Below are 12,609 nucleotides of genomic sequence, written 5' to 3'. Positions count from 1 at the left end.
CAGCTCAAACTTCTGCGTGGGTATCTTTAGTCGTGGTCGCTGGCGTGCCTGGGCGGCGCGGTGGATGGCGTCTGAGCAACGGGAACACGACCAAGGCGATACGGAGCCAGCGGCGCCAATGGCCGCGGCGGATACCAATGGTGGCCAACAGCACAGCACCACCTGCGACCCAAAGTGGTGCGCTGCTGTTGCTCAGCTCCTCACGCCAGTGTTTGCGCCAATGTTGCGCCTGCCGCAGTGGTTGCAGCATCACTAGGGTCTCGTGACGTAATTCTTGGCGGTGCATTTCCAGGCGCATGCGCAGCAGGGTTTTCTGTAGCTCACGGCGTGAGGCCTTGGCATTATGCTCGGACATAGTCATGGCAGCAGTTGCTCACGGTCACGGGCCAACTCTTCGAGACTGGCGCTGAAAGGTGCGGGGGCGTTACGTATACGCCGCAATAGGGTAATCAAAGTGCTCAGCAGGCCGAGCGCGTAGACGCCGCAAAGAGCGCCAACAACCAGAAAGCGGTGAGTCTCCCAAAAGGCAATCAGCAGCGCAGCTGACAAACCTATGATGAGCAGCAAGCTGAAAAATAGGCTCAGGCCAGTTAACACCAGTAGGTTTAGAGTATGGCTTTGCTGTTCTTTAAGCTCTTCACCCAGCAGCGCAATGTGGCCATGTAATAACCCGAGCAAGGCGCTGGCAAAGCGCCGTGGCGAACCGCGTCGACTTGGCGGGTTAGGTGGTGTTGCATCCATGAACGCTCTCTTTAACCAGTCGTTGAATGTAAGCGGGGCTGTTGAGCGAGGCGCTACCTCAGTAGCGCCTCTGGCTGGCTACAACAGCCGCGAGCCGATTTACGTTCCAATACGGCTCTTGGTCTGTTTCATCATAGCGTCAGCAATCGCTGAGAATTTTCAACGACCTGCTAGCGACGAGAAATCAGCATGCCCAGCAGCAAACCGATAGCGGCCGCAATGCCGAGGGTTTGCCATGGGTGAGTCTGCACATAGCCTTCAGTGGCATTGATGGCTGCTTTACCGCGTTCATGCAGGGCGTCTTCGGCATTATGCAGAGTGCTGCGCGCGCGCCCCAGGCTGCCGCGGATCTGATTGCGCAATTCCTCGGCCTGCTCGCCAGCAAGGCTGGCGGAGTGCTGCAGCAAGCTTTCCGTGTCGCGCACCAATGCCTTGAATTCGTTGATCAACTGATCCGAGTTGGACGATTGAGGTTTGGTATTGGCCATGGTGTCTCTCCTAATTGGCTTGACGGGCGTGTAATAAAGTTCGAGTCCACTGTGCGGTAGTGGTTCCTTCTTTCTTCCCTATGCGGCAGTGCTGATGAGATATCGGCTGGTACAGCGCTTGCATTGCGCTGGTGCGCAACCTTGCAGATGCGCTCCTTTATGGGGCTGTGAGGATTTTGGCTAGGACGCCGTGGTGCACAAATAACTTATTAATAACTATGGAATAAGTACTTCAAAGCAGAGTCCGGGTGGCACTTGTTTGGTGCTGTACGGGTCCTGCCTTCACAAGGCGGTCCGTGATAAATGCTGTCTTATGGTGCGCGTTTATTAGGCTGTGTTCCGCTTTGGTGCTTTTTCCCGCGACGGAGTTTTCTTTGCAGATGGAAAACATCAACAGTGCTGTGGAAACCCTGATTCACGGCTCCAATACTCTGTTTATTCTACTCGGTGCCGTAATGGTACTGGCGATGCACGCCGGCTTTGCTTTTCTGGAAGTAGGCACGGTCAGGCAGAAGAATCAGGTCAATGCCTTGTCGAAGATCATCTCCGACTTTGCCGTGTCGGCCCTGGCCTATTTCTTTATCGGCTACTGGATCGCCTACGGCGTGACGTTTCTCGAACCGGCCAGCGTGCTGACTGAAGGCAACGGCTATGCCTTGGTGAAGTTCTTCTTTCTGCTGACCTTTGCTGCAGCCATTCCGGCGATCATTTCCGGTGGCATTGCCGAACGCGCCAAATTCGGTCCGCAGCTGTGTGCCACTGTGCTGATCGTGGCCTTTATCTATCCCTTCTTCGAGGGCGTGATTTGGAACGGCAACTATGGCGTGCAGGCCTGGCTGGAAGCGCAGTTCGGTGCAGCCTTCCATGATTTTGCCGGCTCGGTGGTGGTACATGCGATGGGTGGCTGGTTGGCCTTTGGCGCGGTAATTTTGCTGGGGCGCCGCAATGGCCGTTATCGCGATGGTCGTCTGGTGGCTTTCGCCCCGTCGAATATTCCGTTCCTGGCGCTGGGCTCATGGATTCTGATCATCGGCTGGTTCGGCTTTAACGTGATGAGCGCACAGACTCTGGGCAGCGTCAGCGGTCTGGTCGCGGTCAATACCCTGATGGCGATGGTCGGCGGTACGGTGGCGGCTTTGCTTGTTGGCCGTAATGACCCAGGCTTTCTGCACAATGGCCCACTGGCTGGCCTGGTGGCGGTGTGTGCCGGCTCCGATCTGATGCATCCGGTCGGTGCCCTGGTCACTGGCGCCATTGCCGGAGCATTGTTCGTCTGGGCGTTTACCGCGACTCAGGTGAAGTGGAAGATCGACGACGTGCTTGGTGTCTGGCCGCTGCACGGTCTGTGCGGCGTGTGGGGCGGTATCGCTTGCGGAATCTTCGGCCAAGAGGCGCTGGGTGGACTTGGCGGCGTAAGCCTGACCAGCCAGTTTGTCGGCACTGCGCTGGGCGTGCTGGTGGCCTTGATTGGCGGAGTGCTGGTGTACGGCGTACTGAAAGTGACTGTGGGTATCCGCCTGAGCCAAGAGGAGGAGTATCACGGTGCCGATCTATCGGTGCATAAGATTGGCGCCGTCAGCCAGGATTGATGGCGACGCGCTAATGCAAAAGGCCCGGACAATGTCCGGGCCTTTTTATTGCAACCGTTTAAGTGTTTAGGCTCAGAGCAGTGGCAGGGTGTAGCTGACGATCAGGCGGTTTTCGTCAATGTCATTGGCGAAGTTCGAGCGCACAGTCGCATTGCGCCAGCGCACGCCCAAATTCTTCAGGGCGCCTTCTTGGAACACATACATTAGCTCGCTGTTGCGTTCCCATTCCTTACCTTCAGAAACATTGCGGCCACGGTCGACATTGTCGCCGGTCAGGTAGCGGGTCATAAAGGTCAGACCCGGAATACCGATGCTGGCAAAGTTGAAGTCATAACGTGCCTGATAGGACTTCTCGTCCTTGTTGGCAAAGTCACTGATCTGCACATAGTTGACCAGGAACGGGTCAGTGCCGCTGATGTAGGCAAAGCCGGTGTCACCGCTCATCTTCTGGTAGCCCAGACCGAAGCTGTGACCTTCAATGCCGTAGGTGACCATCGCGCCTAGGGCTTTGTTATCGATGTTGCTGCGGCTGTCGTCGGTGGAGCGGGCATAACGCAGATCGGTCTTCAGAGTCTGCTTGTCCGCCAGTGGCAGTACGTGCACCAGGCTGAAGGAGTTCTGCTTGTACATATCCTCCAGTTTGGAGTGGTAGTAGCCGGCAGTCAGATCCTTGGTGATCTTGTAGTTGCCGCCGAAGAAGCTGAACGAGTCAGTAGTAGTGCCGCCGGTAGTGGTGATGCCGCGACGGCCACCGGTGGTCAGGGCGATATCTTCGTAGTCATTGGAGTTACGACCGTTAACTTCACGCACATGGCCCATATCCAGTGTCAGACCGTCGATTTCCTGTGAGACCAGATGGCCAGCTTGAAAAACCTGCGGCAACAAACGGCTGTCGCTTGAGGCAATCGCCTGGTTCTTGAACTGCATACCGCCAACACGCAGGGTGCTTTTGGATATTTTGGCTTTGGCTGCGATAGCCAGACCAGAGTAGTTATCCTGCGAACCACCAGACGAACGATCCGGCACCAGCAGACCGCTGCCAGCAGTGCCATCACCTGAGTCCAGCTTGAAGCCAAACATGCCAATGGCATCAGCACCAAAACCTACGGTGCCTTCGGTGAAGCCCGATTCAGCGCGCAGGATAAAGCCCTGCGCCCATTCTTCTTGCTTGTGCTGGGCCGCGCCTTCCTGGCGGAAATCGCGGTTGAAGTAGAAGTTGCGCGCTTCGATAGTGGCTTTGCTGTCCTTGATAAATTCTGCCTGGGCCATCGATGGCAGGGTGAGGCAGGTGCCCAGTGTGGCGAGTGCCACCGCGTGGGCGAGGGGAGATTGAGTCATTATTGTTAGCTCCTCGTGTGTGCGGGTCGGCTTGTGGCCGATCTGATACAGCGAGGCGCAATAAAGCATGGCCGTAGGTGCTTGGCGCTTAGACTTTGGTCTGCTCGTAGACTGCCTGAATCGTGGTGGCGAGTGGCAGATATAGCGGCAGTCGCTCTAGCTTGCGCAGCCGTGCCGTTGATCGGGTTATTCGCAGAAAGGTTAAAGTTTTATTGTTCCCGGCCGTCTAACAGTCAGATACACCGCCTAGGTAATTAACTATGAATCCTCTGGCCTCAAACTTATCGTCCACTTCACGGCCTACCTCCGTTAGCGCACAGCCATTAGGGCGCAACGCTGCCGACGCGCAGGCAACACTGGCCAATCGACTTGCTGAACGCCTTGGGCTTGAACCGGGTGCGTTGGTTGGCAAGAAGGCTAACGACTACACCCCGGAGAAAGTCGCCGGGCGCATTCTCGGTTTTATCGAGCAGCGCTTGCAGAGCGAGCAAGCTGCTGGTGCCGATACCGGTGAGCTGCAGAAGCTCCTTGACCAGGCCCGTAGCGGCGTGGTCAAGGGCTTTGCTGAAGCCCGCAAGATTCTCGATGGCATGGGCGTTTTACAGGGCAAAGTCGCGAGCGATATCGACGACACCTACCAGAAAATTCAGGATGGGTTTAACGATCTGACCAAGCGCTTTAATCCTGATGCAGGGCTGGCTAAGGGCTCAACCAATATCTCTGCCTACAGCGAGCGCTTTGCAGCCCAAGCGGAAACCTTCGATATGGAAGTGACCACCCGTGATGGTGACCGCCTTCGTATCTCCATCGCTCAGGCCTCGGCCAACTGGTCGCAGAGTGGCGCTGTCGCCAGCAGAAATGGCAACGGCAGCTCGGTGGCTGCCAGCAGCCAGTCCGGCAGTCTGCAGATTGGTGGCTGGCAGGTCAGCGTTGAAGGCGAGCTGGATGGCGATGAACGCGCCGCGTTGGAGAAACTCTTCGGTCAGGTGCAAGAGCTTTCCAACAAATTCTATGCCGGTGACCTGTCCGGTGCCTTCGACCGCGCCATGGCGCTGGAGATGGATGGCGAGCAGTTGGCGTCGATGTCCCTGCGTCTGACCCAAACCACTGTGCGGCAGGCGACCGATGCCTACAGTACCGTGGCACAAGATGGTGGCCAGGCTGCCAGTGCGGTCAACAGTTCGCTGGTCGACTACGCCCAGGGTCTGCTCGAAGCATTGCGCAGTGCCAATCAGGTGGCTGAAGAAGGCACAGCTAAAACCAGCCTGCTGGATATGCTCAAAGGCGGCTTCTCGCTTGATGAGCGTTTTGACAGCGGTCGCCTGGACAAGGCCGAGCAGCTCAACAGCCGCTTGCTCGATGGCCTGCAAAACCTGCTCAACCCAGGCCTAGACAGCAGCAAGCCTGCTGGCGTCTGAGTGCTAAACTGCTCCTCCAGTGTTCAATGGAGGTAAGTAGATGCTCCCCGAATGCCAATTATTCGGTACGCTCGGCTGCCACCTGTGTGAGGTGGCCGAGGCATTACTGATGCCTTTTGTCGAGCATGGCCTATTGGTCGAACTGATCGATATTGCCGAGCATGAACATTTGGTTGAAGACTATGGTCTGCGCATCCCGGTGCTGCGTCGAAGTGACACCGGGGCTGAGCTGAACTGGCCATTTGAAGCCGAACAGATTGTCGAATTTCTGCGCAGCGCCTGATGCTCGAGGCGCGCGCGGTCAATGATTTAACGAGGGAAGAGAATCAATGAGCATGGTGCTTGGAGACGCTCTGTCGCTGTTGCTGTTTCGTTTGCACAGCGGTCGCTTGCTGGGGATCAACCTGCTCAAGGTTCAGGAAATCATTCCCTGTCCAGCGCTGACCAAGCTGCCCAGTCGTCATCCACATGTACGTGGCGTAGCTACCCTGCGTGGTTCGGCGTTGACGGTGATCGATCTGGCCAAGGCCATCGGTGAGCAGGGCGTACCTGGCAGCAATGACGGTTGCCTGATCGTCACCGAGCTCAGCCGCTCGCGTCAGGGGCTGCATGTACAAAGTGTGGAGCGCATCGTGCAGTGCTACACCCGTGATGTTCGCCCGCCGCCGGCAGGTTCAGGTAGCAAAGCCTTTATCACTGGTGTGGCGCAGATCGACGGCAAGATCGTGCAGATTCTCGATATCGAAAAAGTCCTGCACGAACTCGCGCCAGTGATTATTGAGGAGTTGGACGAGCAAATGCTGTCAGAGCGCGAGCGGGCACTGCTCAAGGGGCGTCGCGTGCTGGTAGTGGATGACTCCCACGTGGCGTTACACCAGACCATGATTACCCTGCGCAAGCTGGAACTGGATTGCCAGATGGTCCGTAGTGCTGCCGAAGCGCTCGAATTGCTGCAGAAACAATTTGATGCCGGGGAGCCCATCGAGGTGCTGGTGTCGGATATTGAAATGCCGGAAATGGACGGCTACGACCTGGTGCGCACGCTGCGCAAGAAACCGGATATCGGGCAGCTCTATGTGTTGCTGCACACCTCGCTCGACAGCACCATGAACACCGAAAAAGCCAAGGCGGTCGGCGCCAATGCCGTGCTGACCAAGTTCTCCATCGTGGACCTGAGCAAGGCTTTGGTGCATGCATTTGAAAGCTTGCAATAGGCTTTCTCACAGCTATAAAAAAGCCCGCGACTAAGCGGGCTTTTTATGCGATTTGGTCGGAGAGACAGGATTCGAACCTGCGACCTTCTCGTCCCGAACGAGACGCGCTACCAAGCTGCGCTACACTCCGAATGGGTCGAAGTTCTACTGAAAAAGTTTTCCGGTACAAGCCGTTGGATTTGGAATTTTCCTATCAGCCAAGGCTTTGGATACATCAATTAGAGTCCAGGTGCTGAGTCAGAAAGTACTTTGCAACACCTGGGATATCTCGGCTTATAGCTCTTTTACGGTACGCACCTGATCCTTGTTGATCTTGGCACGTTTGCCATCGAGTTGTTCGAACTCGTAGAAGCCCGAATCCTCATCAAAATTCGGCTCGTCGACAGTCTGGATTTCGCGGCCATCATTGAGGGTGATCACAGTCGGGGACGCGCAACCTGTCAGCGCGACCAGGCCCAAGGTAAGCAGCAATGCTGGAATAATCCGCTGAGTCATGGGTTTCTCCTTGATTGATAGGGGTTTTACCCTGCTTGTGACGAAAATTTGTCGATCAAGTTCCCTTGCCGGTGTTTATCCGTGTGTTGTCAGCAAGTCCGGCGTGTTGAGGTTGGCCAGGCGAGGGTCACCGTGCGCGCACTCGACTGTCAGTGGATCAAGACTGCGCAACCAGCGCTGCGGGCTGCGTTCGCCGGCTTGCCAGACCTGCTCCAGGTCGACATGCAGTGCGCTGGGAATGACGCTGAACAGTGGTTCGAGAAACGCCCCCTGACGCACTACGACTGCGCGTTCCCCAGCCAGGCTGAGTAGCGCCTCCAGCAGTGGTCTGTCGAGCTGCGGAGCATCACACGGTAGGATCAGCAGGTTCGCATGACGCGCCGCGCGCAGGCCGGCGCGAATGCCTGCCAGTGGGCCCTGAAAGTCAGCGTCGTCATCACTCACCAGACGATCCGCAAAGGGCCCATAGCGCTCTGCGTTGCGATTGCAGGAGATGATCAGATCATCGGTCAGCGGTCGCACCAGCGTATGTAGCCAGGCAATCAGCGGGCGGCCTTGCCAGTCGAGCAGGCCTTTGTCAGCGCCGCCCATACGTTGCCCGCGGCCACCTGAGAGCAGCAGGACGGAGCAGGCGGGCAGGGTGCTGAGAGCGGGCATGGCGGAGCCTCCGGGAGTGGGCCTGTGATATAACGGCGGGCATTATCGCCCATAACTGGAAGCCTGCCATGAACCACAAGGCCGAGGCACATTTCGTGCCCCTGAATATCGCGGTGTTGACCGTCAGCGACACCCGCAGCCTGGATACTGACACCTCCGGCCAGCTGTTTGTCGACCGCCTGCAGGCGGCCGGCCATCAGCTCGCTGCCCGGGTTTTGCTCAAGGATGATCTGTACAAGATTCGCGCGCAGGTCGCCACCTGGATTGCCGAAGATCAGGTGCAGGTGGTGCTGATCACCGGCGGTACCGGTTTTACCGGGCGCGATAGCACACCGGAGGCCGTGGCTTGTTTGCTGGACAAAACGGTGGATGGTTTCGGCGAGCTGTTCCGGCAGATTTCCGTACCTGATATCGGTACCTCGACCATTCAATCCCGCGCTCTGGCCGGGATTTCCAACGGCACCCTGGTGTGCTGCCTGCCGGGCTCTACCAACGCCTGCCGCACCGCCTGGGATGGCATCCTCGGCGAGCAGCTGGATAACCGTCACCGCCCGTGCAATTTTGTCCCGCATCTCAAACCGGTGGCCGCCTGCGAGAGCCGTGGATGAGCTGCTGTGACAAACCTGGGCTGATGCCCGTCGAGGCCGCGCTGGCGCGTTTGCTGGCGCAGGCCGAGGCCAGCGCGATTGTTGAATGTGAGCAGGTCAATCTAAGCGACGCAGCTGGCCGGGTATTGGCCGAGCCGTTGCTTGCTCCGCTTGATCTGCCGCCTTGGGACAACAGCGCCATGGATGGCTACGCCTTGCGCTTGGCCGATTGGAATGGCGAGCCTCTGGTCGTCAGTCAACGTATCCAGGCCGGCAGCGCGCCTACGCCTTTGCAGCCTGGCAGCTGTGCGCGGATCTTTACCGGCGCGCCGCTGCCAGCTGGCGCCGATAGCGTGGAAATGCAGGAAAACGCCGTGCTCGGTGAGGATGGCCGCGTTGCCTTTAGCGAGCCGCTCAAGCTTGGGCAGAATGTGCGCGCTCAGGGCCAGGAAACCCGTATTGGCGATTCGGTATTGCCGGCCGGCACGCGTCTAGGACCGATCGAGCTGGGCTTGGCTGCGTCACTGGGCTGCGCCGAATTGACAGTACGTCGGCGCCTGCGCGTGGCGGTGTTGTCCACTGGTGATGAGCTGGTCGAACCGGGCCAACCGCTGGGGCCAGGGCAGATCTACAACAGCAACCGCCGCGTATTGATCGCCTGGCTGCAGCGGCTGGGTTGTGCGGTGGTGGACGGCGGTATTCTGCTCGATGACCTTGAACAGACCCGCGCGGCTCTGGGCGCATTGAGCGACGTTGACCTGATTCTATCCACCGGCGGCGTGTCGGTGGGTGAGGCGGATTTCCTGGGTATGGCCCTGCGCGAAGAGGGCGAGCTGGCGTTGTGGAAACTGGCAATCAAACCGGGCAAGCCGCTGACCTGCGGGCAGTTTCGCGGGGTGCCGGTGATTGGTCTGCCGGGAAATCCGGCCTCGACGTTGGTGACCTTCGGTCTGTTGGCGCGGCCTTATCTGTTGCGTCGCCTGGGTGTGCAGCGGGTCGAACCGTTGGGCTTTCCGATGCCGGCCGGTTTCACTTGGAGCAAGCCGGGCAATCGCCGCGAATACCTGCGTGCGCGTCTGGAAAACGGTCGGGTGGTGCCTTATCCGAACCAGAGCTCTGGGGTGCTGCGCAGCGCCGCCTGGGCCGAGGGCTTTGCCGAAGTCTTGGAAAACACCACGCTGGCCGAGGGCGATAGCCTGCGGTTTATCCCGCTCAGTGAAATCCTCGGGTAGGTCAGCGTAGCGGTGGATGAAAACAGCGTCATCCACCCTACGTTCGATAGTGTGGCGTGTACCAGCCGGGTAGGGTGGCTGGCGCTTCACCCATCCACCAAGCGGGTTAACCCGTGCGCCGGCTTTCGCGGAATTCCCCAGGCGTCTGTCCGGTCCAGCTCTTGAAGCTGCGGTGGAATGAGCGCGACTCGGTAAAGCCCAGGTAGCTGGCGATATCCTGAATCGCCAGGTCGCTGCGCAGCAAATAGTGCTCGGCCAGCTCCTGGCGCAGTTCATCGAGAATCTGCTGGTAGCTGGTGCCGGCCAGTTGCAGATGACGCTGCAGGGTGCGAACCGTCATATTGAATTTCTCCGCCACGCGTTCCTTGCGCGGCAGACCATCCTTGAGCAGCAGGCGTAGGGCGTTTTTCACTCGTTGCGGCAGCGGCTCGTTGTCGTCCAGCCCAGCCATCAGGGTCAGGGCGTGTTCTTCTAAAGTGCGCAGCAGGTTGGCGTCGGCCTGGCGCAGCGGCACCGCGAGGTATTCCAGCGGCACGAGCAGCGCATTGCAGCTTTGCTCGAAGCGGATCGGGCAGCCGAAAATCGCCTGGTACTCGGCAATATCGACGCCCTCAGGCAGGGCGTGCTCGAACCACACCTCCCGTGGCGAACTGTCCGAATCGGAGATCCAGCGCGCATACAGCAGCCAGGAAGCCAGTACGTTTTCCACCATGTGCCGGCGGATCGGCTCAGCCTGATGGCGACAGGTCCAGATCAGACGAACGTGGTCGGCACCGGCCTCGACTCGGCTGACACCCATATCTCCAACCAGCTTTTCGTACGGCACGATGCGGCTCATGGCCTCGCCGAGGGTGGCGCAGTTCATGGTGATATAGCCCAGCACGCTCCACGAACCCGGCTGCACAAAGCGCGCGCAGTGCAGGCCAAATAGCGGGTCAGCCGACACCTTGAGCAAGTGATCGAGCAGGCGCTCATGGGTTTCGCTGGGGATACGCTTACCGTTATCGGCCAGGTCCTCGGCCTTGATACCGGCAGCTGCCAACGCCTGGTCGATATCCAGACCCAATTGCTCGGCGTGGCGCAGGTACTTGAGCAGGGAGGGGACAGAGGTATAACCGAGGTTTTCCATGAACTGTTCTTATTCTGAATGTCTTGATTGGCGATAACGCCTGGCTCGATACGACAGTGACGCCCTGAGGCGGCCAGCTAGTATAGGCAGCCATCGAGGGTGACTGAAATATCCGGGAGACACAGATGCGACGTTGGAACGGCTGGGGTGATGAAGCAACAGTGGTGGAACTGCCGGCCCATGGCGAGGATTTTCTCGCCGAGTTGGTCGGCCCAGGTCAGCTGCTTTCCGATGCCAGCCTGGAGCAGGTGCTGGCCCAAGTACCGGCTTCGCGTCTGCAGGCCCATCCGCTGATCTGCCTGAAGGCTGAAGACCGCGTGCGTCATGCCCGTGGCCAGAGCCTGCCTGACTGGTTGGCCATGCGCTCTGGCGACTTTGGTGTGTTTCCCGATGGCGTGGCCTACCCGGAAAGTGCCGCGCAGATTCGCGAGCTTTTGGCCTGGGCCAGCCAGCAGGACCTGATCGTGATCCCCTATGGTGGCGGCACCTCGGTCGCCGGGCATATCAACCCGCAGGCCGGCAGCAAGCCGGTGCTGACCCTGTCGCTTGAGCGCATGGGCAAGCTGATCGAGATCGATCACGACAGCCTGATCGCCACTTTCGGCCCTGGTGCCACTGGCCCGCAGGTGGAAAGCCAGTTGCGCGCCCAAGGCTACACCCTCGGTCATTTCCCGCAGTCCTGGGAGCTGTCGACTCTTGGCGGTTGGGTGGCCAGCCGCTCCAGCGGCCAGCAGTCGCTGCGCTACGGGCGTATCGAGCAGCTATTCGCCGGCGGCAAGGTCGAGACCTTTGCAGGCACCCTGGAGATTCCGACTTTCCCGGCGTCTGCTGCGGGCCCCGATCTGCGTGAAATCCTCATGGGCTCGGAAGGGCGTTTCGGCATTATTTCCGAGGTCAAGGTGCGCATCACCCGCCTGGCCGAGCAGGAAAACTTCTATGCGGTGTTCCTGCCAAACTGGCAGCAGGCGCTGAACGCCATTCGCAGTCTGGCCCAGGCGCGGGTGCCGCTGTCGATGTTGCGCCTGTCCAACGCCATCGAAACCAAAACGCAACTGGCCCTGGCCGGCCATCCCCAGCAGATCGCCTGGCTGGAGAAATACCTGGCCCTGCGCGGCGCACGCGATGGCAAGTGCATGCTGACCTTTGGCGTCACCGGCAGCCGCACGCAGAACGCCGCCTCGTTGAAACAGGCGAAGAAGCTGCTGAAGAGCTTTGACGGCGTGTTTACTGGCACCCTGCTGGGCAAGAAGTGGGCAGAGAACCGCTTCCGTTTCCCCTACCTGCGCCATGGCCTATGGGCCGCCGGTTATGCGGTGGACACCCTGGAAACCGCCACCGACTGGAGCAATGTCGACAGCCTGCTGAACAAGGTCGAGGCCAGCCTGCGCAATGGTCTGAGTGAAGAGGGCGAGCAGGTGCATGTGTTTACCCACCTGTCCCACGTCTACAACGAAGGTTCGAGCATCTACACCACCTATGTGTTCCGCCCTGGCAATAGCTACGCCGAGGCCATGGCGCGCTGGCAGAAGCTCAAGCACGCCGCCAGCCTGACCATCGCCGAGAATCGCGGCACCATCAGCCATCAGCACGGTGTCGGTCGCGATCACGCACCTTATTTGCCGGTGGAGAAGGGCGAACTGGGCATCGCCACGCTCAAGGCGCTGGCCGGGCACTTCGACCCTGAGCAGCGTCTGGCCCCTGGCGTGCTGATTCAGGATTGA

14 protein-coding genes and 1 tRNA gene are annotated in these 12,609 nt (G+C 59.1%); 7 read left to right on the top strand and 8 right to left on the bottom strand.

The features are described 5' to 3' along the window. Nucleotides 1–4: 4 nt before the first annotated feature. The 3 genes from AACX99_RS04410 to AACX99_RS04400 all read right to left on the bottom strand — a co-directional run bounded on the left by AACX99_RS04410 (nucleotide 5) and on the right by AACX99_RS04400 (nucleotide 1,229). Nucleotides 5–361, bottom strand: a complete 357-nt coding sequence (locus AACX99_RS04410; protein ID WP_339409818.1) for a hypothetical protein — start codon at nucleotides 359–361, stop codon at nucleotides 5–7. Further along, a complete protein-coding gene (locus tag AACX99_RS04405; RefSeq protein WP_339409816.1) occupies nucleotides 358–741 on the bottom strand; it encodes a phage holin family protein in 384 nt (127 codons plus the stop codon). The genes AACX99_RS04410 and AACX99_RS04405 overlap by 4 nt, the downstream gene beginning before the upstream one ends. Before the next feature lie 170 nt (nucleotides 742–911). Further along, nucleotides 912–1,229, bottom strand: a complete 318-nt coding sequence (locus tag AACX99_RS04400) for a DUF883 family protein (protein ID WP_339409814.1) — start codon at nucleotides 1,227–1,229, stop codon at nucleotides 912–914. A 380-nt stretch (nucleotides 1,230–1,609) separates the two neighbouring features. Between AACX99_RS04400 and AACX99_RS04395 the strand changes: the two genes are divergently transcribed. Continuing rightward, the gene (locus AACX99_RS04395; protein WP_339409813.1) at nucleotides 1,610–2,818 is read left to right on the top strand and encodes an ammonium transporter; all 1,209 of its coding nucleotides are present in this window, start codon (nucleotides 1,610–1,612) and stop codon (nucleotides 2,816–2,818) included. 72 nt (nucleotides 2,819–2,890) lie between these two features. Here the strand turns inward: AACX99_RS04395 and AACX99_RS04390 are convergent, their stop codons facing one another. After that, nucleotides 2,891–4,156 (bottom strand): OprD family porin, encoded by a 1,266-nt coding sequence (locus tag AACX99_RS04390; RefSeq protein WP_339409811.1) that lies wholly within the window; start codon nucleotides 4,154–4,156, stop codon nucleotides 2,891–2,893. Between the two features lie 260 nt (nucleotides 4,157–4,416). On the opposite strand from AACX99_RS04390, the gene AACX99_RS04385 reads away from it, so the two are divergent. Genes AACX99_RS04385 through AACX99_RS04375 form a run of 3 tightly spaced genes read left to right on the top strand, consistent with a single transcriptional unit; the run spans nucleotide 4,417 to nucleotide 6,788 of the window. Continuing rightward, the gene (locus AACX99_RS04385; RefSeq protein WP_339409809.1) at nucleotides 4,417–5,574 is read left to right on the top strand and encodes a DUF5610 domain-containing protein; all 1,158 of its coding nucleotides are present in this window, start codon (nucleotides 4,417–4,419) and stop codon (nucleotides 5,572–5,574) included. A gap of 40 nt (nucleotides 5,575–5,614) precedes the next feature. Continuing rightward, on the top strand, nucleotides 5,615–5,857 hold the full coding sequence (locus AACX99_RS04380) for a glutaredoxin family protein (protein ID WP_339409807.1): 243 nt from the start codon (nucleotides 5,615–5,617) through the stop codon (nucleotides 5,855–5,857). Between the two features lie 46 nt (nucleotides 5,858–5,903). Further along, nucleotides 5,904–6,788, top strand: coding sequence for a chemotaxis protein CheV (locus tag AACX99_RS04375; RefSeq protein ID WP_339409805.1), 885 nt, complete (start codon nucleotides 5,904–5,906; stop codon nucleotides 6,786–6,788). 53 nt (nucleotides 6,789–6,841) lie between these two features. Here the strand turns inward: AACX99_RS04375 and AACX99_RS04370 are convergent. The 3 genes from AACX99_RS04370 to mobA all read right to left on the bottom strand — a co-directional run bounded on the left by AACX99_RS04370 (nucleotide 6,842) and on the right by mobA (nucleotide 7,940). Then, nucleotides 6,842–6,918, bottom strand: a tRNA-Pro gene (locus AACX99_RS04370). A 143-nt stretch (nucleotides 6,919–7,061) separates the two neighbouring features. Next, nucleotides 7,062–7,283: a YgdI/YgdR family lipoprotein gene (locus AACX99_RS04365; protein ID WP_339409803.1), complete on the bottom strand. Its 222-nt coding sequence runs from the start codon at nucleotides 7,281–7,283 to the stop codon at nucleotides 7,062–7,064. A gap of 75 nt (nucleotides 7,284–7,358) precedes the next feature. Continuing rightward, nucleotides 7,359–7,940: a molybdenum cofactor guanylyltransferase MobA gene (gene mobA / locus AACX99_RS04360; RefSeq protein ID WP_339409801.1), complete on the bottom strand. Its 582-nt coding sequence runs from the start codon at nucleotides 7,938–7,940 to the stop codon at nucleotides 7,359–7,361. A gap of 68 nt (nucleotides 7,941–8,008) precedes the next feature. Between mobA and moaB the strand changes: the two genes are divergently transcribed. Beyond that, a complete protein-coding gene (moaB, locus tag AACX99_RS04355; protein ID WP_339409799.1) occupies nucleotides 8,009–8,548 on the top strand; it encodes a molybdenum cofactor biosynthesis protein B in 540 nt (179 codons plus the stop codon). Beyond that, nucleotides 8,545–9,759, top strand: a complete 1,215-nt coding sequence (locus tag AACX99_RS04350; RefSeq protein WP_339409797.1) for a molybdopterin molybdotransferase MoeA — start codon at nucleotides 8,545–8,547, stop codon at nucleotides 9,757–9,759. Before moaB ends, AACX99_RS04350 begins: the two co-directional genes overlap by 4 nt. A gap of 106 nt (nucleotides 9,760–9,865) precedes the next feature. Here AACX99_RS04350 and gliR read toward each other — a convergent pair whose 3' ends face one another. Next, on the bottom strand, nucleotides 9,866–10,888 hold the full coding sequence (gliR, locus tag AACX99_RS04345; RefSeq protein ID WP_339409795.1) for an AraC family transcriptional regulator GliR: 1,023 nt from the start codon (nucleotides 10,886–10,888) through the stop codon (nucleotides 9,866–9,868). Nucleotides 10,889–11,013: 125 nt separating this feature from the next. Between gliR and AACX99_RS04340 the strand changes: the two genes are divergently transcribed. Next, nucleotides 11,014–12,609, top strand: a complete 1,596-nt coding sequence (locus AACX99_RS04340) for an FAD-binding oxidoreductase (protein WP_339409794.1) — start codon at nucleotides 11,014–11,016, stop codon at nucleotides 12,607–12,609.

The organism is Pseudomonas sp. EA_35y_Pfl2_R5 (genome assembly GCF_963970805.1).
Taxonomy (GTDB): Bacteria; Pseudomonadota; Gammaproteobacteria; order Pseudomonadales; family Pseudomonadaceae; genus Aquipseudomonas.
This window is presented reverse-complemented; position numbering and strand designations above follow the sequence as displayed.

Coding starts and splice junctions, on each gene's coding strand:
- AACX99_RS04410 (WP_339409818.1), bottom strand. CDS start 361: ATGACTATGTCCGAGCATAATGCCAAGGCCTCACGCCGTGAGCTACAG.
- AACX99_RS04405 (WP_339409816.1), bottom strand. CDS start 741: ATGGATGCAACACCACCTAACCCGCCAAGTCGACGCGGTTCGCCACGG.
- AACX99_RS04400 (WP_339409814.1), bottom strand. CDS start 1,229: ATGGCCAATACCAAACCTCAATCGTCCAACTCGGATCAGTTGATCAAC.
- AACX99_RS04395 (WP_339409813.1), top strand. CDS start 1,610: ATGGAAAACATCAACAGTGCTGTGGAAACCCTGATTCACGGCTCCAAT.
- AACX99_RS04390 (WP_339409811.1), bottom strand. CDS start 4,156: ATGACTCAATCTCCCCTCGCCCACGCGGTGGCACTCGCCACACTGGGC.
- AACX99_RS04385 (WP_339409809.1), top strand. CDS start 4,417: ATGAATCCTCTGGCCTCAAACTTATCGTCCACTTCACGGCCTACCTCC.
- AACX99_RS04380 (WP_339409807.1), top strand. CDS start 5,615: ATGCTCCCCGAATGCCAATTATTCGGTACGCTCGGCTGCCACCTGTGT.
- AACX99_RS04375 (WP_339409805.1), top strand. CDS start 5,904: ATGAGCATGGTGCTTGGAGACGCTCTGTCGCTGTTGCTGTTTCGTTTG.
- AACX99_RS04365 (WP_339409803.1), bottom strand. CDS start 7,283: ATGACTCAGCGGATTATTCCAGCATTGCTGCTTACCTTGGGCCTGGTC.
- mobA (WP_339409801.1), bottom strand. CDS start 7,940: ATGCCCGCTCTCAGCACCCTGCCCGCCTGCTCCGTCCTGCTGCTCTCA.
- moaB (WP_339409799.1), top strand. CDS start 8,009: ATGAACCACAAGGCCGAGGCACATTTCGTGCCCCTGAATATCGCGGTG.
- AACX99_RS04350 (WP_339409797.1), top strand. CDS start 8,545: ATGAGCTGCTGTGACAAACCTGGGCTGATGCCCGTCGAGGCCGCGCTG.
- gliR (WP_339409795.1), bottom strand. CDS start 10,888: ATGGAAAACCTCGGTTATACCTCTGTCCCCTCCCTGCTCAAGTACCTG.
- AACX99_RS04340 (WP_339409794.1), top strand. CDS start 11,014: ATGCGACGTTGGAACGGCTGGGGTGATGAAGCAACAGTGGTGGAACTG.